This window comes from Candidatus Pelagibacter sp. HIMB1542, from assembly GCF_052047835.1.
GTDB lineage: Bacteria > Pseudomonadota > Alphaproteobacteria > Pelagibacterales > Pelagibacteraceae > Pelagibacter.
Window position 1 is genome coordinate 328,069 of record NZ_JBNAJB010000002.1, and the last position, 21,608, is coordinate 349,676.

23 protein-coding genes are annotated in these 21,608 nt (G+C 31.4%); 2 read left to right on the forward strand and 21 right to left on the reverse strand.

Annotated elements, in window-relative coordinates; genetic code table 11:
• Positions 1-27 precede the first annotated feature (27 nt).
• The 16 genes from ACTTBI_RS05980 to ffh are packed head-to-tail and all read right to left on the reverse strand — an operon-like array spanning position 28 to position 15,862.
• A complete protein-coding gene (locus tag ACTTBI_RS05980; protein WP_440619063.1) occupies positions 28-807 on the reverse strand; it encodes a succinate dehydrogenase iron-sulfur subunit in 780 nt (259 codons plus the stop codon).
• Complete coding sequence (gene sdhA / locus ACTTBI_RS05985) at positions 807-2,582, reverse strand: succinate dehydrogenase flavoprotein subunit (RefSeq protein WP_262589897.1); 1,776 nt, start codon at positions 2,580-2,582, stop codon at positions 807-809. The genes ACTTBI_RS05980 and sdhA overlap by 1 nt, the downstream gene beginning before the upstream one ends.
• A complete protein-coding gene (gene sdhD, locus ACTTBI_RS05990; RefSeq protein ID WP_440653142.1) occupies positions 2,582-2,908 on the reverse strand; it encodes a succinate dehydrogenase, hydrophobic membrane anchor protein in 327 nt (108 codons plus the stop codon). Before sdhD ends, sdhA begins: the two co-directional genes overlap by 1 nt.
• Before the next feature lies 1 nt (position 2,909).
• Positions 2,910-3,293, reverse strand: a complete 384-nt coding sequence (sdhC, locus tag ACTTBI_RS05995) for a succinate dehydrogenase, cytochrome b556 subunit (RefSeq protein ID WP_440653143.1) — start codon at positions 3,291-3,293, stop codon at positions 2,910-2,912.
• Positions 3,283-4,290 (reverse strand): aspartate-semialdehyde dehydrogenase, encoded by a 1,008-nt coding sequence (locus ACTTBI_RS06000; RefSeq protein ID WP_440653145.1) that lies wholly within the window; start codon positions 4,288-4,290, stop codon positions 3,283-3,285. The genes sdhC and ACTTBI_RS06000 overlap by 11 nt, the downstream gene beginning before the upstream one ends.
• 15 nt (positions 4,291-4,305) lie before the next feature.
• A complete protein-coding gene (locus tag ACTTBI_RS06005) occupies positions 4,306-5,415 on the reverse strand; it encodes a dimethylsulfoniopropionate demethylase (RefSeq protein WP_440653146.1) in 1,110 nt (369 codons plus the stop codon).
• On the reverse strand, positions 5,412-6,188 hold the full coding sequence (locus ACTTBI_RS06010; RefSeq protein WP_440653147.1) for an alpha/beta fold hydrolase: 777 nt from the start codon (positions 6,186-6,188) through the stop codon (positions 5,412-5,414). Before ACTTBI_RS06010 ends, ACTTBI_RS06005 begins: the two co-directional genes overlap by 4 nt.
• A gap of 8 nt (positions 6,189-6,196) precedes the next feature.
• Complete coding sequence (locus ACTTBI_RS06015) at positions 6,197-7,813, reverse strand: acyl-CoA synthetase (protein WP_440613685.1); 1,617 nt, start codon at positions 7,811-7,813, stop codon at positions 6,197-6,199.
• 2 nt (positions 7,814-7,815) lie between these two features.
• Positions 7,816-9,579 carry an acyl-CoA dehydrogenase family protein gene (locus ACTTBI_RS06020; RefSeq protein ID WP_440653148.1) on the reverse strand — a complete coding sequence of 588 codons (1,764 nt, stop codon included), beginning with the start codon at positions 9,577-9,579 and terminating at the stop codon, positions 7,816-7,818.
• A 26-nt stretch (positions 9,580-9,605) separates the two neighbouring features.
• Positions 9,606-10,712, reverse strand: a complete 1,107-nt coding sequence (gene leuB, locus ACTTBI_RS06025; protein ID WP_440613683.1) for a 3-isopropylmalate dehydrogenase — start codon at positions 10,710-10,712, stop codon at positions 9,606-9,608.
• Positions 10,705-11,310 (reverse strand): 3-isopropylmalate dehydratase small subunit, encoded by a 606-nt coding sequence (gene leuD, locus ACTTBI_RS06030; protein WP_440613682.1) that lies wholly within the window; start codon positions 11,308-11,310, stop codon positions 10,705-10,707. Before leuD ends, leuB begins: the two co-directional genes overlap by 8 nt.
• Complete coding sequence (gene leuC, locus ACTTBI_RS06035; RefSeq protein ID WP_440653150.1) at positions 11,311-12,714, reverse strand: 3-isopropylmalate dehydratase large subunit; 1,404 nt, start codon at positions 12,712-12,714, stop codon at positions 11,311-11,313. It lies immediately after the preceding gene.
• An 11-nt stretch (positions 12,715-12,725) separates the two neighbouring features.
• On the reverse strand, positions 12,726-13,280 hold the full coding sequence (rplS, locus tag ACTTBI_RS06040; RefSeq protein WP_262589909.1) for a 50S ribosomal protein L19: 555 nt from the start codon (positions 13,278-13,280) through the stop codon (positions 12,726-12,728).
• A gap of 16 nt (positions 13,281-13,296) precedes the next feature.
• Positions 13,297-13,983 (reverse strand): tRNA (guanosine(37)-N1)-methyltransferase TrmD, encoded by a 687-nt coding sequence (trmD, locus tag ACTTBI_RS06045; RefSeq protein ID WP_440653151.1) that lies wholly within the window; start codon positions 13,981-13,983, stop codon positions 13,297-13,299.
• A 14-nt stretch (positions 13,984-13,997) separates the two neighbouring features.
• A complete protein-coding gene (rpsP, locus tag ACTTBI_RS06050; RefSeq protein ID WP_440653152.1) occupies positions 13,998-14,486 on the reverse strand; it encodes a 30S ribosomal protein S16 in 489 nt (162 codons plus the stop codon).
• Between the two features lie 17 nt (positions 14,487-14,503).
• A complete protein-coding gene (gene ffh / locus ACTTBI_RS06055; RefSeq protein ID WP_262589911.1) occupies positions 14,504-15,862 on the reverse strand; it encodes a signal recognition particle protein in 1,359 nt (452 codons plus the stop codon).
• A 166-nt stretch (positions 15,863-16,028) separates the two neighbouring features.
• Here ffh and dapF point away from each other — a divergent pair, with 166 nt between their 5' ends.
• Together dapF and ftsY are read left to right on the forward strand one after the other, a co-directional pair.
• On the forward strand, positions 16,029-16,853 hold the full coding sequence (gene dapF / locus ACTTBI_RS06060) for a diaminopimelate epimerase (RefSeq protein ID WP_440653153.1): 825 nt from the start codon (positions 16,029-16,031) through the stop codon (positions 16,851-16,853).
• Positions 16,853-17,770 (forward strand): signal recognition particle-docking protein FtsY, encoded by a 918-nt coding sequence (gene ftsY / locus ACTTBI_RS06065; protein WP_440653154.1) that lies wholly within the window; start codon positions 16,853-16,855, stop codon positions 17,768-17,770. Before dapF ends, ftsY begins: the two co-directional genes overlap by 1 nt.
• On the opposite strand, the gene ACTTBI_RS06070 is transcribed toward ftsY, so the two are convergent.
• From ACTTBI_RS06070 to ACTTBI_RS06090, 5 genes are all read right to left on the reverse strand, one after another.
• Positions 17,763-18,326, reverse strand: coding sequence for a hypothetical protein (locus tag ACTTBI_RS06070; protein ID WP_440613676.1), 564 nt, complete (start codon positions 18,324-18,326; stop codon positions 17,763-17,765). The two genes, ftsY and ACTTBI_RS06070, sit on opposite strands and share 8 nt — an antisense overlap.
• Positions 18,327-18,375: 49 nt before the next feature.
• Positions 18,376-19,092 carry an alpha/beta hydrolase gene (locus ACTTBI_RS06075; RefSeq protein WP_440619081.1) on the reverse strand — a complete coding sequence of 239 codons (717 nt, stop codon included), beginning with the start codon at positions 19,090-19,092 and terminating at the stop codon, positions 18,376-18,378.
• An 85-nt stretch (positions 19,093-19,177) separates the two neighbouring features.
• Positions 19,178-20,083, reverse strand: a complete 906-nt coding sequence (locus ACTTBI_RS06080; protein WP_440653155.1) for a DMT family transporter — start codon at positions 20,081-20,083, stop codon at positions 19,178-19,180.
• A 17-nt stretch (positions 20,084-20,100) separates the two neighbouring features.
• Positions 20,101-20,277 (reverse strand): hypothetical protein, encoded by a 177-nt coding sequence (locus ACTTBI_RS06085; protein WP_179850415.1) that lies wholly within the window; start codon positions 20,275-20,277, stop codon positions 20,101-20,103.
• Positions 20,278-21,606 carry an amidase gene (locus tag ACTTBI_RS06090; protein ID WP_440653156.1) on the reverse strand — a complete coding sequence of 443 codons (1,329 nt, stop codon included), beginning with the start codon at positions 21,604-21,606 and terminating at the stop codon, positions 20,278-20,280.
• Between the last annotated feature and the right edge of the window lie 2 nt (positions 21,607-21,608).

A 21,608-nucleotide genomic window follows, 5' to 3' on the forward strand; every position in this document is an offset into this window, starting at 1 on the left:
TTAAATCAAAAAAACTTAATAGTCTATTTAAACATTAGCCGTAGCTAACATTTTTTTAATTTCTGCAATTGCTTTTGCTGGATTTAGGCCTTTGGGACAAGCATTTGTACAATTTAAAATAGTATGACATCTGTAAAGTTTTAATTCATCAGCAACTTTTTTTAACCTTGCTTTTCTTTCTTCATCTCTACTATCAACGATCCATCTGTAAGCTTGTAGAAGGACTGCTGGACCTAAGTATTTATCTCCATTCCACCAATAACTTGGGCAAGATGTTGAACAACATGCACACATAATACATTCATAAGCGCCATCAAGTTTTGCTCTATCTTCTTGAGATTGATAAATTTCTTTTGTTTCTACTTTTGAATTATTTTTTAACCAAGGTTCAATAGATTGATACTGTTTATACAAACCATCTAAATCACCAATTAAATCTCTTTTAACTTTCAAGTGCGGCAGTGGATATATGTCTATATCTCCATCAATTTCCGAATGTGGAGTTGTGCACGCTAAACCATTTTTGCCACCCATGTTCATAGCACAAGAACCACAAACTCCATGAGCACAAGATCTTCTATAAGCTAATGTTGGGTCAATTTCGTTTTTAATTTTATTTAAAATATCTAAAACTTTTGAAGGACAATTATCCATATCAACTTCATAAGTATCAATTCTTGGATTTTCTTCAGTAGAAGGGTCCCATCTATAAACATTTACTCTTCTAAGATTTTTAGAGCCTGTTTTATCTTTAAAATATTTACCTTTTTTGACTTCAGAATTTTTTGGTAAATTCAATTGTACCATTAGTATACCCGCTCTTGTGGTGGGAAATATTGAACTTCATTAGTCAAAGTTGACTTGTGGACTGGCCTATAACTAATTTTTGTATTTTTTCCATCACACCAAGCAAGAGTATGTTGCATAAATTTATCATCATCTCTTTTTGGATAATCATCTCTTGCATGAGCTCCTCTGCTTTCTTTTCTGTGATATGCAGATTCTACTGTTGTTACTGCTTGTCTTATTAAATTATCAAATTCTAAAGTTTCAACTAAATCAGTATTAAATACTAAAGATCTATCTTTAACAGAAATAGAGTCCATTCCATCATAAGCTTTTCTAATATCATCAACGCCTTCTTTTAAATTTTTTTCTGTTCTAAATACTGCACATTTAGATTGCATTGTTTTTTGCATTGAAAGTCTAAGTTCTGCAGTACTATTATTACCATCTGCATTTCTTAACTTATCAAATCTATCTAAACATCTTTGTGTCTCAGACTCGGGTAACTCTTCATGAGGAGTTCCAGGTTTAACTAATTCTGCTGCCCTTTTTGCTGCTGCTCTTCCGAACACTACTAAATCAATTAATGAATTAGAGCCAAGTCTATTTGCACCATGAACAGATACACATGCTGCTTCTCCTATAGCCATCAGACCTGGAACAGTTTTTTCTGAACCATTAACAGTTAAAACTTCTGCTTTGTAATTTGTTGGAATACCACCCATATTATAATGAACTGTTGGCACAACAGGTATAGGCTCTTTAGTTACATCTACATTTGCAAATAATCTTGCAGCATCAGTAATTCCTGGAAGTCTACTTTCAATAATATCTTTATCTAAATGACTTAAGTTTAAATGAACATGATCTTGATCTTTTCCAACTCCCCTTCCTTCATTTATTTCAATAGACATTGATCTACTAACAACATCTCTTGATGCTAAATCTTTTGCATTTGGAGCATATCTTTCCATAAATCTTTCGCCCTTAGAGTTAGTTAGATAACCACCCTCACCTCTAGCACCTTCTGTTATTAACGTGCCATGACCATAAATTCCTGTTGGATGAAATTGAACAAACTCCATATCTTGAAGAGGCAATCCAGCTCTTAATACCATTGCATTTCCATCTCCAGTGCAAGTATGCGCAGATGTAGCTGAATAATAGACTTTCCCATATCCACCTGTAGCTATAATTACAGTATGTGCTCTAAATCTATGGATTGTTCCATCATTTAAATTCCATGCAATTAATCCCTTGCACGCTCCATCTTTCATTAAAAGATCTAATGCAAAATATTCTATAAAAAACTCAGTGTTATGTTTTAAGGCTTGTCCATAAAGCGTATGAAGAATTGCATGACCAGTTCTATCCGCAGCAGCACATGTTCTTTGTACAATTCCATTTCCATAATTTTTTGTCATTCCACCAAAAGGTCTTTGATATATTTTTCCCTCTTCAGTTCTACTAAATGGAACTCCATATTTTTCTAATTCTAAAACAGCTTTTGGAGCTTCTTTACATAAATACTCAATACTATCTTGATCACCTAACCAATCTGCACCTTTAACCGTATCATACATGTGCCATCTCCAGTCATCTTCTCCCATGTTGCCAAGTGCAGCTGAGATACCTCCTTGTGCAGCAGATGTGTGGCTTCTGGTTGGAAATACTTTTGAAATACAGGCTGTTTTTAAACCAGCTTCGCTTAACCCGACCGCAGCTCTCAAGCCAGATCCACCAGCACCTAAGACAACTACATCATATTCATGATCTATAATATTATAAGCGCTCATTATTTTAGATTAAGTAAAATTATTATTGTTAATAGTGGTATGATTATAGCAGAAATATAGAGAAGTCTGTTTGCGACATATTTGGTTTTTTCGTTAGAAATATAGTCCTCAAAAACCTCGCTAATACTTAGGGAAGAAAAAAAATAAGAAAAAATTAAAAATATACTAAATATAAACTTATTTGTTTTATTTGAAAAAAAACTAACTACTTCAGAATAATCTCCATCATAAACTGATATGAAATTAATTATAAACCAAAGCATTAAAGGGACTAAAATTATTGATGATAACTTTAAAAACACCCATTTTTTTGTAGCTAAATTCATATTAAAAAAAATTTTTTCCAATTAAGTAAAATAAAATAGTTAAAATCAATGAACCAAAGATCACCATCAAACCTGTTATACGAGTAGTTTTCAGTTCATAGCCATAACCCATATCCATTATTAAATGTCTAATTTCACTAAGTATTTGAAAACTAAAAGACCAAGCTAACCCTATTGCAACAAATTTTCCAAGAAACGAATTAAAAAAAAAGTTTATCAAATCATATTTGGGTTCTCCTAAAGTTAGCCAAGAAACCCAGACACAAACTAAAGTTATTGCTATTATATTTATTATTCCAGTAATTCTATGAGAAATAGATACTAATGATGATATGTGCCATCTATAAACTTGTATATGAGGAGAAAGAGGTCTTTTACTTTCCATAAAAATTATTTTTTATTAATGTTTCAGCAATTTCAACTGCATTTAAAGCTGCACCTCTAAGTAAATTGTCTGAGACAATCCACATATTTAAACAATTCTTTTTAGTCTTATCTTCTCTAATTCTTGAAATGAATGTCTCATCTTTTCCAGCGGCTTCAAGTGGTGTTGAATATCCACCATCCTGTCTCTCATCAATAACTTTACAGCCTTCCATTTTCTCTAGACATTCTTTAATTTGATCAATTGTAAATTCTTTTTCTAATTCTAAATTTACTGCTTCAGAATGAGAAACTAAAACTGGTACTCTTACACAAGTTGCTGATAATTCAATCTTTTGATCTAGAATTTTTTTAGTCTCATTGGTCATTTTTAATTCCTCTTTTGTGTATCCGTCATCAGCAAATACATCGATATGTGGAATTAAATTAAATGAAATTTGTTTTGTAAAATTTTTTGATTCAATTGCTTTGTTTTCTAGTGCTAGCTTAGTCTGTTCTACTAATTCATCCATTGGTGCTTTACCACCACCAGATACTGATTGATATGTGGCTACAACTACTCTTTTTATTTTAAATAAATCATGGATTGGTTTTAATGGTAAGACTAATTGTGCAGTTGAGCAATTAGGATTAGCAATAATATTTTTTTTTATATTTTTTAAGTCATCCGCATTTACTTGAGGTACAATTAGAGGAACATCAGGGTCCATTCTATAAAAACTAGAATTATCTATTACAATACTGTGACTTGCTGCTTTTGAGGCATAAGCTTCTGAAATTTTTCCACCTGCCGCAAAAAAAGTAATTTTTGCTTTTGAAAAATCAAAAGTCTCTAAATTTTCAACCTCTATGTCTTTACCTTTAAAATTAATTTTTGAACCAGCACTTCTTGCAGATGCAACTAAAAAAATTTCTGAGATAGGCAGATTTTTCCTCTCAAGTACTTCTAGTACTTTTCTTCCAACATTGCCTGTGGCTCCGACTATAGCTATATTCATGATGGGGTTGTTATACTAAATGAAAGGTAAATCGCAAACTTTTCCAGCGCAATTATGTCCATTTACAACAACTTTTACATTTTGCTCAGGATTCCAGTATCCTTTTTTCATCATAGCTATACCAATTACTTTTTTGAAGTGAGGTGAATAGCAAGCAGATCTTAATTCTCCAATTAGGTTGTTGTTTTCATCTGTCAAATCTAGAGAACCTGTTACACTGATTTCATTAATATCAATTTTTATACCCATCAATTTTTTGGTAATTCCTTCTTCTTTTATTTTTATTAATTTTTCCTTACCCAAAAACTTTGAATCACTATCTAAATTAACATACTTGTCAAAACCACACTCAAACGGGTTATCATTGTTATCCATATCGTTTCCAAATGATAAAAGAGCACTTTCAATTCTCTCTATTAAATTAGGGCATCCAGGCTTAACATTAAATTCTTTACCAGCTTCAAATAAATGATCATATAATTTTTGACCAGACTCTGTATTTTGAACATAAATTTCATAGCCACCTTGCTTAGACCAACCTGATTGTGCAATTAAGTGGTCAACTCCTTCAAAATTAAAATAATCAAATCCAAAAAATTTCAATTTAGTTATTTTTTCGCCAAATACTTTTTCCATTAACTTAAATGATTTTGGACCTTGAACAGCCATGATGTCTACATTTGGTTCAAAGATTTTCACATCAAATTTATTTCCAATTGCTAATCCTTTTGCAAATAAAATTACATCAGAGTCTGCAATGGATATCCACCATTTCTCCTGACTTAATCTCAGCACTACAGGATCATTAATTAATCCACCTTGGTCATCTATAATAGGACAATAATAACATCTGCCATCTTTAGATTTAGATAAATCTCTACAAGTCATTAATTGAACTAATTTAGCTGAGTCTTTTCCTGAAATTTCAACTTGCCTTTCTGCTGCAACATCCCAAATTTGAACATGTTCTTTTAAGTGATGATAAGAATCTTCTACAGATCCAAACGCTGCTGGTAGCAACATATGATTATAAATTGTATAAGCTGTTACACCTTGTTTTTCTATCCTTGAAGTATATGGTGTACTTCTAAGTCTTCTAGATTTTGCTATTGAATAATTTTTCATTTATTTAAAAATTCTAAAACCTTGTCCCGCATTTCAAATGCTTTTTCAATCATAATCATATGCCCACATCCTTCTATTACATAAATAGTTGAATTTTTGATTAATTGAGAGAATTTTTTTCCAGATTCTAAATTAACCATTTTATCTAAAGAACCAAAAACAAACATTGATGGAACCTCAATGGATCCAGCTGCGTTTGAACCATTTTTGTAATTGTTACAAGCTATAAGATCTACAGCAAGTATTTCACTAATATCTTTTGGAGATTGAATAATTCTTTCAACTGGATTTCCACCTATAAATTTTTTTGAACCTTCGTATCCCCACTTCATCATTAACTTTACTGCATCAGAATCTCCATTTTCTGCAAGCTCAATCAAATCAGGATGAACAGGCATTTTATTAGATCCACCTATAAAGACTATTTTTTTTAGTCTATCTTTGTATCTATGGGAATATTCAAGTATTTCTAAACATCCTTGTGAATGACCAACTAAAATTAAATTTTGAAGTTCTAAGGCATCAAATACAAGTTCCAACCATTCTGCTATTTCCTCAATAGTTTTTAAACATGGCCCCTCAGAATTTCCATGTCCTGGTAAATCAATAGATAATACATTGAAATTATTATTTGAGAAAAATTGCTCACTTAATGACCAAACAATATGAGATAAGCCACTTCCATGAAGAAAAACAATGGTATCTTTGTTTTTATCTATACCTTTACCATTGTCTGAAGCAAAAATACTTTTATTTTCGATTTCAAATATCAATTAGATTCCTAAACTTTTTTTCTCAGTTCAAACTTCTGTATTTTTCCAGTTGATGTCTTAGGTAGTTCGCAGAAAACGACCTTTTTGGGAACTTTAAATCCAGCCAAAGTTTCTTTACAAAAATCAATTAATTCTTTTTCAGTAACAGGCTTATCTTGAACCATCTCGATGAAAGCACAAGGTACTTCTCCCCATTTTTCATCTGGTTTAGCAACTACTGCTGCTATTGAAACCGAAGGATGTTTAGATAAAGTATTTTCAATTTCTATTGATGAAATATTTTCTCCCCCTGAGATAATAATATCTTTAGATCTATCTTGAATTTTTACATATCCATCAGGAAACATAACTGCCAAGTCACCACTATGAAACCATCCATCTTTCATTGCTTTGTCTGTAGCTTCTTTATCTTTAAAATAACCCTTCATTACTACGTTTCCTCTAATCATGATCTCACCGATAGTTTTTCCATCTTTAGGAACTTCTTTCATCGTCTCTGGATCTAAAACTGTTACTCCTTCTGTATTGGGATACCTTACTCCTTGTCTTGCTTTAATCTCATTTTGTTTATCTTCATCTAAATCATTCCATCCATCATTCCACGCACATTGTGTAACATGACCATATGTTTCTGTAAGACCGTAAACATGCATAACTTCAAATCCAAGAGATTTCATTTTTTTAAAAATAATACTTGGGGGAGGTGCTCCAGCAGTTAAGACATAAACTTTATGCTTTAATTTTTTTCTATCACTTTCGGGAGCTCCAGTTATCATATTTAAAACTATTGGTGCTCCTCCAAAATGAGTAATGTCATATTTATCAATAAGCTCAAAAATTTTCTTAACATCAATATTTCTTAAGCAAATTGTTCTTCCATTTAACATTGGAACTGTCCATGGATAGCACCAGCCATTACAATGAAACATAGGAACAATTGTTAAAAAGTTTAAACGATTAGGCATGTTCCAGGCAACAGTACTTCCAGTAGACATTAAGTACGCGCCTCTATGATGGTAAACAACACCTTTAGGATTGCCAGTTGTACCTGAAGTATAACTTAAAGATATTGCTTGCCACTCATCATCAGGCATTTTCCAATCAAAATTTTCATCTCCAGTATTTAAAAAACTTTCGTATTCTAAATCTCCAATTTTTTCTAATTTCGATTGATCAGCATGTTTGTCGTTAATATCTATAACAGTGATTTTTTTATTTAAATTTTTTAAAGCTTTTTTTACTTCTACATGTAATTGTCTATCTACAACCAATACCTTTGCATCACTGTGATTTAAAATATAATTAATTGTATTAGCATCTAATCTTATATTAATTGTGTTTAAAACAGCTCCTGTCATTGGAACTGAGTAGTGTGCCTCAAAAATTTCAGGAGTATTAAAAGCTAAAAAAGATACTGTATCTCCTTTTTGAATACCAATTTTAGAAAGTGCACTGGCAAATTTTACTGCTCTTTTATAAACTTCATTCCAAGTATAGCTTCTATCCTCATAAACTATAGCCTCATAATCAGGATAAACATCTTTGGCTCTTTGTAAAAATGTTAGTGGTGTTAATGGAACATAATTTGCATTATTTCTATCCAGATTAATATCGTAATGATTCATTGTTAATTAAATTTAAATTTCATTATATTTGAGCTACCTGAAACTGCAGATTTATAATGATATTCTGCTCTTGGTAACACTTTTTCAAAGTAGAATGTAGCTGTATTAATTTTATCTGAATAAAACTCTTTATTTTCCTCATAATCTTTAAAGCTGATTTCTAAGATTTTTATCCATGAAAAAGCAATCGAAATATAACCAAGTGTTTTTAAATAGTCATTTGCAGCTGCAGAAACATCATCTTTTTCTATTTTACTTTTGTCTACAATCCAACCAGTGAACTTTGATAAAATATCAAGATAATGTGTAAGATCTTTTGTAAAAGATTTTACCTTTTCATGTTTGTTTTCACATTCAGATTTTATCATTTCTAAATATTTAGAAATTACATCACCATTTCTGTTTATTAATTTTCTAAATACTAAATCAGCGGCTTGAACTGAATTGGTTCCTTCATATATCGGTGTTATTCTATTATCTCTATATAACTGTTCAATACCTTGGTCTTTAGTGTAACCGTACCCTCCATGAATCTGCATAGCATCGCTCGTAATCTCCATGGCTAAATCAGTAAATAAAGATTTAACTACAGGTGTCATCAAAGAAACATAATCAGAAGCTTCCTGTTTAATTTTTTCATCTGGATGATGAAGACTAACTTCAGTTTGTTGAGACAGCCAAAAGCATAAAGCTCTTTCTCCCTCAATTATTGATTTCATGTTTAATAAAGTTCTTCTTATGTCTGCATGATCAATAATAAAATCTGCACCATTTGTAGATTTAGAATTATTAGTTTTTCCTTGTTTTCTCTCTTTTGCATAAGCAAGTGAATTTTGGTAAGCAATTTCTGAAATACCCAATCCCTGAATACCGACTACAATTCTCTCAAGATTCATCATGGTAAACATTGCATTTAAACCTTTGTCCTTAGGACCAATCATGTATCCTGTTGCATCATCAAAGTTTAAAACACAAGTTGCAGAACCTTTAATTCCCATTTTTGTTTCAATAGATCCTGTTGAAATACCATTTCTTTGTCCAACCGATCCATCTTGATTTACTAAAAACTTGGGTACTAAAAATAAACTTATTCCTTTTGTTCCAGGAGGAGAGTCGGTAGATCTTGCTAAGACTAAATGAACAATGTTTTCTGTTAAGTCATGATCACCTGATGTGATAAAAATTTTTTGACCAGTTATTTTACAAGTTCCATCGGATTGACTAACTGCTTTTGTTTTAAGTAAGCCTAAATCGGTACCACAGACAGGTTCTGTTAAGCACATCGTGCCACTCCATTTACCTTCTACAATTTTAGGTAAATATTTATCTTTTATTTCATCAGTGGCGTGATGATTAATACAATTGTATGCTCCAATACTTAATTCACTATAAAGTTTAAAAGATAAACTCGCTGAAGAAAGCATTTCGTCAAAAAAAGCACTCACTGTTTTTGGCATTCCTTGACCACCATATTTTGGATCGCATGACAATGAAGTCCACCCATCCTCAATATATTTTTGATAAGCTTCTTTGTATCCTGGTGGTGTTCTAACTACACCATTTTCTAAAACTGCCGGATTTTCATCGCCTGCTTTAGCAAGTGGTAAAATTAAATTTTGATTGATTTTAGCTGCTTCTTCTAAAATATCTTTAACCAAATCTGAGCTAACTTCATTATATCTTTCAAGATCATTATAATTTTTATTATCTCTTAATTTTTCATAGAGAAACATCATATCTTTAACAGGTGCAAAATAACTTGGCATTTGAAAAGCTTAGAATACTTAGAGGTTTATTGCAATTTTGAAATTATCGCGTCGCCCATTTGCGAAGTAGATACTTCTTTCATACCCTCAGAAAGGATATCTTTTGTTCTTAGACCATCATTTAACACAGCTTGTACTGCATTTTCTAAAGCATCAGCTTCATTATCAAGATCTAAAGAATATCTTAAAGCCATTGCAAAACTTAATACTGTTGCAATTGGATTTGCTAGCCCTTTTCCTGCAATATCAGGAGCTGAACCATGTATGGGTTCATACATTGCTCTCATTTCACCATCTTTATTTTTTGCACCTAAAGATGCAGAAGGTAATAATCCTAAAGATCCTGTTAACATTGAAGCTTGATCTGAAAGCATATCACCAAATAAATTATCAGTAACAATTACGTCAAATTGTTTTGGATTTCTAAGTAATTGCATTGCACAGTTATCTGCAAGCATATGGCTTAACTCAACATCTTTGTATTCTTTTTCATGAAGTTCCTGAACTTCTTCTTTCCATAGTTGTCCGGCTTCCATTACATTAGATTTCTCACAAGAGGTAACTTTGTTTGATCTTTTTCTAGCAAGATCAAAAGCAACTCTTGCAACTCTAGTAATTTCACTGGTAGTATAAGTATGAGTGTTTATTCCTTTTCTTTCACCATTTTCTATTGGTTTAATACCTCTTGGTTCACCAAAATAAATTCCACCTGTTAATTCTCTTACAATCATTATATCTAACCCAGAAACCACCTCTGGTTTAAGTGTTGATGCGCCAACTAATTGTTCAAAACATATTGCAGGTCTCAAATTTGCAAATAATTTTAATTCTTTTCTTAATTTTAATAAAGCTCTCTCAGGTTTTTTTGAAAACTCAATATTATCCCACTTGGGTCCTCCCACTGCACCAAGCATAACAACTTCACTCTCTAAAGCTTTATAAAAAACTTCATCTGTTATTGGTGTACCGTGTTTATCGTAAGAACATCCACCAGCAAGATCTTCATCTATTTCAAAGTCTAAGGATTTTTTATCATTGAACCAGTTAATTATTTTTTTAACCTCTCCAATTACTTCAGGTCCAATACCATCTCCTGGTAATAATAGAATTTTTCTTTTTTTAACTTTAATCATTAAAAATCCAAGGTTTTTTATCTTTTAATTGATTTTCAAAATTTTCAATTTTGTCAGATTTTTTTAAAGAAAGAGCAATGTCATCTAATCCTTCTAGCAAACATTTTTTCTTAAATGGATCTATTTCAAATTTAATTTCATTGTTTCCATAAATAATTTTTTGATCATTTAAGTCTACAGAAATTTCCTCTTTTCTATTTGCGTATTCAGAAAGTTCTTTTATTTTTTCTTCTTCGAGAATTATTGGTAAAATTCCATTTTTAAAACAATTACTATAAAAAATATCAGCATAACTTGAACTAATCACACAAGTAATTCCAAAATCTAACAATGCCCATGGAGCATGCTCTCTTGATGAACCACATCCAAAATTGTTTCCTGCAATTAAAATTTTTGAGTTATTAAATGGTTCCTGATTTAATACAAAATCATTAATTTCTTTTCCATTATCGTCATATCTCATTTCAAAAAACAAATTTTTTCCAAGTCCAGTTCTTTTTATTGTTTTTAAAAATTGCTTAGGAATAATCATATCTGTATCGATATTTACGATTGGTAAATAAGCTGGAATACTTTTTAATGTATTAAATTTTTGCATTTAATTTTGATACTTTCTTACATCATCTAAATTACCAGAGATTGCAGCTGCAGCTGCCATCCCGGGGCTTACTAGATGCGTTCTGCCGCCTCTTCCCTGTCTTCCTTCAAAGTTTCTGTTTGAAGTAGATGCACATCTTTCCTCTGGTTTTAATTTATCTGCATTCATTGCTAAACACATAGAACAGCCTGGCTCTCTCCATTCAAATCCTGAATTTACAAATATTTTATCTAAACCTTCTTGCTCAGCTTGTTCTTTAACTAATCCTGACCCGGGAACAACAATAGCATTTACATGAGATGATATTTTTTTGTCCTTTAAGATTTTGGCAGCTTCCCTTAAATCTTCAATTCTTCCATTTGTACAGCTTCCAATAAATACTTTATCTATCTTGATATCAGTTGCTGCCATATCAGGTGTTAATCCCATATATTTTAGTGCTCTTTCAATTGAGTTCTTTTTATCCTCATCTTTTTCATTTTGAGGATTAGGTACTTTTCCATCAATTGTAATTACGTCTTGAGGTGATGTCCCCCAAGTAATCATTGGTAAAATCTCATTTGCATTAAGATTTATTTCTTTGTCAAAACTTGCATCAGCATCTGTTTTCAAACTGTTCCAATATTCCAATGCCTTTTCCCAATTATCTCCTTTTGGAGACATGGGTTTACCTTTTAAATATTCAAATATTTTTTCATCTGGAGCAATTAATCCAGCTCTTGCACCACCCTCAATAGTCATATTGCAAATGGTCATTCTTTGTTCAACACTTAACGATGTTATTAAATCTCCAGCATATTCAACTACACAACCTGTTCCGCCTGCTGTACCAATCTTGCCAATGATTTGAAGAATTACATCTTTGGATGTTACTCCTAATGGAAGTGTTCCATTAACATTAATTCTAAAATTTTTTGCTTTCTTTTGAACGAGTGTTTGCGTCGCTAAAACATGTTCAACTTCAGATGTTCCAATACCAAAAGCTAGCGAGCCAAAAGCACCATGAGTTGCGGTATGACTATCTCCACACACAATAACTGTTCCTGGTTGAGTAAAACCTTGTTCTGGTCCAATAATATGAACAATTCCTTGTCTTTTATCATCCATACCAAAAAGCTGTACACCAAATTCCTTACAATTTGATTCTAATGTATCAACTTGTATTTTTGATTCCTTATCTGATATCCCTTTAGTTCTATCTGTCGTTGGAACATTATGATCAGCAACAGCTAAAGTTAAATTAGGATGACAAACTTTTCTATTTGAATTTCTTAAACCTTCAAAAGCTTGTGGACTAGTAACTTCATGAATTAAGTGTCTATCGACAAACAATAAAGCTGTTCCATCTTCTTGCTGATCTACTAAATGATCATTCCAAATTTTATCGTAAAGAGTAGTGGACATTGAAAAAAAAATTATTTTTTTTCTGAAGTACTTTCTGTTGATTGTTCGGCAGTAGCTTCTTCTGTCTTAGGGGCTTCTTCTTTTGGAGCTTCTGCAGCTGGTGCTGCTTCTACTTTAGGAGCCTCTTCCTTTGGAGCTTCTGTTGGTGGTGCTACATTTTCTTCAGTAACTGTTTCAGGTTTTGCATCAACATCAATACCAATTTTTTTTCTGATTTTTTCTGCAATCCTTGCTGATTTACCTGTTCTATCTCTTAGATAGTATAATTTTGCTCTTCTTACTTTTCCTGATCTAATAACTTTAATTGAGTCAATTAGAGTTCCATAAAGTGGAAATGTTCTTTCAACACCTTCACCAAAAGAAATTTTTCTAACTGTGAAAGACGAGTTTAAATCTCTGCTTTTTTTTGCAATACAAACGCCTTCAAAATATTGAATTCTCTCTTTTTTTCCCTCTGTAATTCTAACACCTACTTTAACTACATCTCCAGGATAGAATTCAGGTATCTTTTTTTCTGAAAGTATTTTTTTAACGTTATGTTGATTTATCTCTTCAATTGTTTTCATAGTTATATTTATCAAATTAATTCTTTTTATATTTTTCCCATAAATCTGGTCTTCGGACGCGTGTTATAGCCTCAGATTGAGATAAACGCCAGTGTTTAATTTTACTGTGATCTCCTGACAAAAGTACTTCTGGAACCGCTTTTTCCTCCCAAATTTGAGGTTTTGTGAACTGAGGATACTCTAATAATCCATTTTCAAAACTTTCGTTTACCGTAGAATTCTCATTTCCAAGAACACCGGGTAAAAGTCTCAAAATACTATCAATCACCACAAATGTTGCTGACTCTCCTCCTGATAAAATAAAGTCTCCAATACTAACTTCTTCTATATTTCTCGTGCTTAACACTCTTTCATCAACTCCTTCGAAGTGTCCACAAATTATCGAAACCGATTTTTCCTTTGATAGTTCTTTGGCATAATTTTGATCAAATTTTTTTCCTCTTGGAGATAAATATAATATTTTTTCTCCCTCATTTTTATTTTGATCTAATGATTTTGCTAATACATCAGCTTTCATCAACATACCTGAACCACCTCCATAAGGAGTATCATCTACAGTTTTGTGTTTATCATCAGCAGCATCTCTAATGTTTACTACTTTTAAATTCCAAATATTTTTAGACATTGCTTTTCCATATAGACCTTTAGACAAAGGACCAGGAAAAATATCTGGATAAAGTGTAAACACTTGAGCTTGCCACATATACTGTCCTCAGTTTATTTTTTTTCCTCAGCTGGAACTTCTGCTGCTGGAGCTGCTTCTGCTTTAGGAGCTTCTTCCTTTGGAGCTTCTGCTGCTGGAGCTGCTTCTGCTTTAGGAGCTTCTTCCTTTGGAGCTTCTGCTGCTGGAGCTGCTTCTGCTTTAGGAGCTTTAGGGGCTTCTGCACCATCTTCCTCTTTTTTATTTCTTTCTTTTTTAGGAACAGCTTTATTTGGATTATTTCCAGCTACTGGCATAGGGATTAAATCATTTTCACCTAAAATTCTTGCAACTCTTGTTGTTGGTTTAGCGCCTTGACCTAGCCAATATTTAATTCTTTCAGCTTCAAGACCTACTCTTTCTTTTTTATCTTTAGGAAGTAGTGGGTTAAAAAAACCAACTTTTTCTATAAATCTTCCATCTCTTGGGAAACGACTGTCAGCTACAACAACTTTGTAAACTGGTCTCTTTTTAGATCCTCCCCTTGATAATCTAAGTTTTAACATTTGTTCTCCTTATTTTATTATTTTAGTTTATTAAATAGCTCTGGTGGTATCCCTTGATCAGACATACCTTTCAGATTTCCTTTTGACATCTTTTTCATCATTTCAGACATCATTTTAAATTGCTTAAGCAATTTATTGATAGTGGCTGGATCTGTGCCAGAGCCATTAGCAATTCTTTTTTTTCTTGAACCATCAATTACTTTTGGATTCTCTCTCTCTTTTTTTGTCATTGATAAAATGATAGCTTCGTTTTTTGTTATAATACTTTCGTCAATCCCTGCTGAATCCATTTGAGATTTAATTTTAGATACTCCTGGCATAAAAGACATGATCCCCTCAATGCCTCCCATTTTTTTCATTTGTCTTAATTGAGAAAGGTAATCTTCCATAGAGAATTGACCCTTTTTTAAATTTTCTTCAGCTTTTTTAATGTTCTCTTCACCTAAATCTTGTGCAGCTTTTTCTACAAGAGAAACAATGTCTCCCATTCCTAAAATTCTATTTGCTATTCTATCTGGATGAAATACCTCAAAATTTTCTATTTTTTCACCTATACCCAAAAATTTTATCGGAACATTTGATACATATTTCATACTCACGGCAGCTCCGCCTCTGGCATCACCGTCAGCTCTAGTTAAGATTATTCCAGATAAGTTAACTGTGTTTTTGAACTCTTTTGCAACTGAAGCAGCAACTTGACCTGTAAGAGAGTCCGCTACAAGAAAAGTTTCTGCTGGATTAATAATGCTCTCAATTTGTTTGATCTCGCTCATCATTTGTAAATCAATTTGAGTTCTCCCAGCTGTATCAAACAAAATTATATCTGCTCCATTTAGATTTGCTGCACTCATGGCTCTTTGGCAAATATCAGTTGGTTGTTGACCTTCAATAATTGGAAGTGTCAAAATATTATTCTGTTCACCTAAAGATCTAAGCTGTTCTTGTGCTGCTGGCCTATAAATATCCAAACTGACCATCATCACTTTTTTCTTTTTGTTATCTTCTAAATATTTAGCTAATTTTGCAGTAGAAGTTGTCTTACCCGAACCCTGCAAACCAACCATCATCATAGGAACTGGTGGTACAGCATTTAAATTTATATCTGCATTGCTAGAACCTAGTAAGTTTACTAACTCATCGTAGACAATTTTTACAACCATATCTCCAGGAGAAGTTGATCTTATGATTTCTTGTCCTAAAGCTTTAGGTTTTACGTTTTCAACAAATTCTTTTGCAACATCTAAAGAAACATCTGCCTCAAGCAATGCTTGCCTAATACTTCTCAAGCCCTCATCTACCTGAGCTTCATTCAGAGAGGGTGCTTTTTTTAAAGAAGAAAAAATTTCTTCAAATTTATTTGTTAAATTTTCAAACATATATTTTTTTGTTACGCATAGCAGTAACGCACTAGTGGGCGAGCTCTCGCTGACTAGTGTCGATCTCTTTGTTTCCAAAGACACCGCAAAGTTAATGTTTTTGCGGAAACGGCAACAACCTATAATAGAGGTTCAAAAAGTCAATAAATAAGTTAAATATCTAATTATGAATATTAAAGCATTTAAAATGGATGGTTTAGGCAATGATTTTGTAATTATTGATAATAGAGAAAAAGTTACAAATCTTACGAAAGACCAAATAATTAAAATTTGTGACAGAAACTTTATAGGATGCGACCAACTTATATTAATTAATAAAGACCAAAATTACGATGCTTCAATAGAATTTTTTAACTCTGATGGTGGGGTTTCTGGTGCATGTGGAAATGGTACAAGGTGTGTGGCTGAGCTATTAGGAAAAGAAAAAAATAAAGACACAATTATATTAACAACTTTATCTGGTCATTTAAAATCTCATATTTTAGGAGAAAAATTAGTATCTACTGAAATTGGTTTGGGCAGAACTAAATGGAATGAAATTCCATTATCTGAAGAATTAGAAACTAAAAACTTAAATATTAAAATTGTTGATTCAAATAATAATGAATTTTTTGGAGGAACGGCTGTTAATGTGGGAAATCCTCATATAATTTTTTTCGTAAAAGACAACGAACAATTCGAAATAGAAAAAATTGGCCCAGAAATAGAAAACCACAAACTGTTTCCAGAAAAATGTAATGTCACAATAGCTACAATAATAAATAAAGAGTTAATAAAGGTAAAAGTTTGGGAAAGAGGAGCTGGTTTGACAAAAGCATGTGGAACTGCAGCATGTGCTACTGCCTTTGCTGCTAAGCAGGCAGGACTTGCTAGCGATAAAGTTAACATCGAATTTTCTACTGGAAGATTGACGATATCTATAGATGAAAAAAATAGTATCCACATGAAAGGTCCTGTTTCTGACATAAAAGAAATCGATATAGAAATTTAATGGGAATTTTCGAAAAATTTAAATCAGGATTTAAAAAAAGTGCTTCAGCTTTTACATCGGGCCTAAGAGATATAGTTGTCAAAAAAGAAATTGATGACAAAACTTTAGACAGAATTGAAGATTATTTAATTCAATCAGATGTTGGGGTAGCTTCTGCCTCAGAAATTAGAGAAATAATCTCAAAAACAAAAATAGATCCAAACAAAGATTTAACTGCTGAGATAAATAATATTCTTAAAGAGTACATTATCTCAGTTATGAAACCTCTAGAAAATAATGAATTTTTTAAAAATAAAGAAAAACTTAATGCCATTTTAGTTTCTGGAGTTAACGGCGTTGGTAAAACAACAACTATTGGAAAAATTAGTAAAATATTAAAAGAAAATGGTAATAAAGTTATGTTGGCAGCATCAGATACATTTAGAGCTGCTGCTATAGAGCAATTAGAAAATTGGGCCAAAAAAATTGATGTTGAAATTACAAAATCTTCACAAGGTTCTGATCCTGCATCTGTAGCCTATAAGGCAATAGAAACTTCTATATCAAACAATTTTAATCAAGTTTTAATTGATACTGCTGGAAGACTGCAAAATAAAAAAAACCTAATGGAAGAATATAAAAAAATAGCAAACGTTACAAAAAAAATAGATGAAAGTGCACCTCATGATGTGATTTTAGTTTTAGATGCAACTTCAGGTCAAAACGTTTTAAATCAAGTTGAAGAATTTAATAAAATTATCCCAATTACAGGCTTGGTGATGACAAAATTAGATGGAACAGCTAAGGGAGGAATACTTCTGGCTGTAGCCAAAAAGTATAAAATACCAATTATTGCACTTGGTTTAGGTGAAAAGGAAGATGATCTGCAAATTTTTGAAGCTGAAAAATTTGCTGATGCGTTTACACAAATTACTTAATTAAATTACTAGATATTAAAGGTTTATAGAAACTACATCTATAATTATCCTTAAATTTGTAGTGTCCGCAGTCCTTTGCAATAGAGGAAATAATGAAATCAAACTTTCCATTAGTTGGATATAAATCTAATTTCTTTTCAACAATATCGTATTTAAAATTTACTTTTAAACTTTTAACAGCACTAATCATGACCAATGTTTTGTTATCCTTTAATAGATAATAAGCAAAATCATCTGGAAAAACTGGAAAATTATATTCCTTTAAAAAATTTTTTGCTTTTCTTGGAAACCATTCATAAGAAATCAATGGTGATGATACTTCTGTTTTATAATCATATATATAGAGATCTTTAGGGTAATCATTGATGTAATTACTTACTTCCCCTTTTGCTAATATAGCCTTTTCTCTTGGTTTAAAATACAAAGCAAAATTTTCATCATGTGAGTTCATTTGATCAATAAAAAATAAATTTTCAATTGAAGACAAATTTTCTTTAGAAAAAGAAGTTCCTGAAATAAGAAAAGTCAAAAAAATATAAATGAATAATTTCTTCATGATTAGAAATTAATTAGAATTTTTGGAATAAAATTGTTTTGATTGTGGCTTAATTTAAACTTTTTATAAATGAACTTAGTTGGAAAACCATATTATTATCAAATTCCATCATATGATCGTCATGTTTGGTAAAATAAGAGGACTTTGGATCATTTGCTAAATCAAACATCTTCTTGCCCATTGAAAAAGGAACAATTTGATCTTTTTCGCCATGCATAACTAAAACTGGAATATTAATATTTTTTATTTTTTCATCATTTTTATATTTATCTTTCAATATTAGAGAGACAGGAATGTATGGATAAAAATTCTTAGCTGCAGCAATCATTGAAGTGAAAGGTGTTTCTAAAATTAAACCAGCATATTTTTTATTTTGAGAAACCTCAGTTGCAATTCCTGTGCCAAGTGACTCTCCATAAATGATTAAATCACTGTCACTCAAACCTTTATTTTTAAGCCAGTTAATCGCGCTTTTTCCATCCTCATATAAAGCATTTTCAGATGGTTTTCCTAAATTTCCACTAAATCCACGCCAAGCGATAATTAAAAAATTTACATCCATATTTTTAAAATGATTTAATTTATGAATTCTATTTTCTAGGCTTCCTGCATTTCCATGAAAATAAACAACGGTCTTAAATTTTTTCAAATCTTTTTTATGAAACCATCCTAAAAGGCTAATGTTATCTGCTGTTTGAATTTGAACTTTTTCTATTTCTACTTCTATTTTATCTCCTGAATAATTATTTTCCTGGGGATGATACATTAGATTTCTTTGAAATATAAAAAGATAAGCTAGTAAAATAAGATATATAACGAAGATCCAAATTATAATTTGCAAAATTAACTTCCTAGGTTTTGGTATCATAATTTTTCTTTGCTAAGTAAACTCCAACAAAAACAAGTGCAGTACCAATATAATGAAATGTTTCTAAATTTTCATCAAACAATACAAATCCATAAATTGCTGCATAGATAGTAAATACATACAAAGTAAAACCAGTAAGTGAAGCTCCTAAGCTTTCTTGAGCTTTAGTATATAAAGTAAATGCTATAATTCCTGGTGAAACGGCTGCAAATATAGTCCACAATAAAAAATCAGAATTAAATATAGTTTGTTCAAAATAAATTTCTTCTGCCAAATAAAATGGAAATAAACTAACTGCACCAAAAAAAGATATCATAGAAAATCTAGTAAAAATCGATAATTGAGATTTCCAGTAAAATAAATAAATCGAATATAAGGCCCAGCCAATCGCAGCTGCCAACATCCATAAATCTCCAATGGTGAAATTTAAATTTAAAAGTAAATTTAAATCTCCTTTAATAATAATTGCTAAAACCCCAACTAAACACGAAATCAAACCAATAATTTTTAATAAATTAATTTTTTCTTTAAAAAATATTGCAGAAATCATAATTATAAAAATAGGAGATGAGGTATAAATAATTCCCATATTTGTAACAGTTGTCGTTTTACCTGCTAAAAAAGGAAAAGCCCCACAAACTCCACATCCCATTGCGCCTAGAAAAAATAATTTTGAGTATTCATTTTTAATAACTTTGAAATTTTTTTTTAATGATGAATATGTGAAAGGTAAAAGAAGTAAAAATACAAACGTCCACCTCCAAAAAGCTAATGAAATTGGGGGTACAAACTCAACACCACCTCTAGCAACAATTAAATTAGATGCCATGAATATCGGTTGAATAAATAAAAGAGATAAAGCTAATAAATTTTTATTTTGACTAGACAATTGTATATTAAGAAAAATTATTTTTTATCGAAAAACGCTTCGTAAACCATCATAAAGATTGCTCCACCCATCAAAATATAAACAGGAAGAACATCAAAAAATCCAATCATCGATGATCTAGTCAACGTTGTTGCAAGTCCTACTAAAAAAGCAATTGCAAGAAGAGAACCTAAAAATGTTGTAAATTTTTGCATTTAATTATTACATTCCTTTTCTAACCAATTAGCAACACCTAAAAATCTTTGATCATCATATTTTGCACCAATTAATTGCACACCCAAAGGTAAATTGTTTTCACCTTGAAGTATAGGTAATGATATACAAGGTGTACCTAAATAAGACCATACTTTATTAAATTCTGCCGTTCCTGTGCTTTTTAAACCTTTCAGTGCTACTCCAGGACTAGATGGGGATAAAACTCCATGATAATCCTCAAAAACTTCCTTATAAGATTCATAACTTCTTTTCATAAAATCTATAGCTTCTGCATATTCTTTTGCAGAATGTTTGTTACCTTTTGAAATTGCATCTTGCATATACTTAGATAATTTTTTTTTATACTTTTTATAATAGAGTGAAAAATTATTAGCTAAATCTGTCTCATGAATTATTTGGTGGTATTTATGAATATCTTTAAAGTACGAAGGTGTATCAAAAACTTCGATATTATTTTTGAATGATTTTATAAAGTAATCAAATGCTTCTCTTGATTTTTTTCCAAGAAGCTTCCAATGATCAGTTTTGTAAAAAATAAATTTAGGATCAAACAAAGGTCCTTTTTTTGTTTCTGCTAACATTTCATCACTAGAATAATGAACTGTTGCTGTATCATAATTATCTTTTTTGATTAAAATTTTAGCAAGAAGAGCAACATCTTCTACCGATCTTCCAAAAACACCAATGTGATCTAATTTTTCAGAGGTTTTTAGAACACCATTTCTACTAATCAAACCATAACTAGGCTTATAACCAACAACTCCACAATAAGATGCAGGTCTTATAACTGAACCTCCTGTTTGTGATCCAATTGCAAGCGGAGCCATAAAAGAAGCTACTGCTGCTGCAGATCCACTAGATGATCCACCTGGGGTTCTAGAATAATCATGAGGATTTGTAGTTTTTGAAGGACCTAAAAATGCCAATTCCGATGTTGCTGTTTTACCCATTATAATTGCTCCAGCAGATATTAATAGATCAACTATTTCAGCATTTTGAGAATATGATTTCCCTTTTCTTATTGATGTTCCACATTCTGTAGGCATATCAACAGTTCCAACAATATCTTTTACCGCAACAGGTATTCCATGAAGTGGGCCGAGTGGTTTGCCTGATTTCCTATGTTCATCAGCCTCTGATGCCTTTTCTAGTAAAAGTTTTTTATCTAAATGCGCCCATGCTTTTACGTCTTTTTCAAATTTATTTACTCTGTCTATATAAATTTTACACAACTCTACTGATGTAATTTGAGAATCTTTAATTTTTCCAGCAAGTTCTTCAACTTTTAATGAAAAAACATCTGTCATTT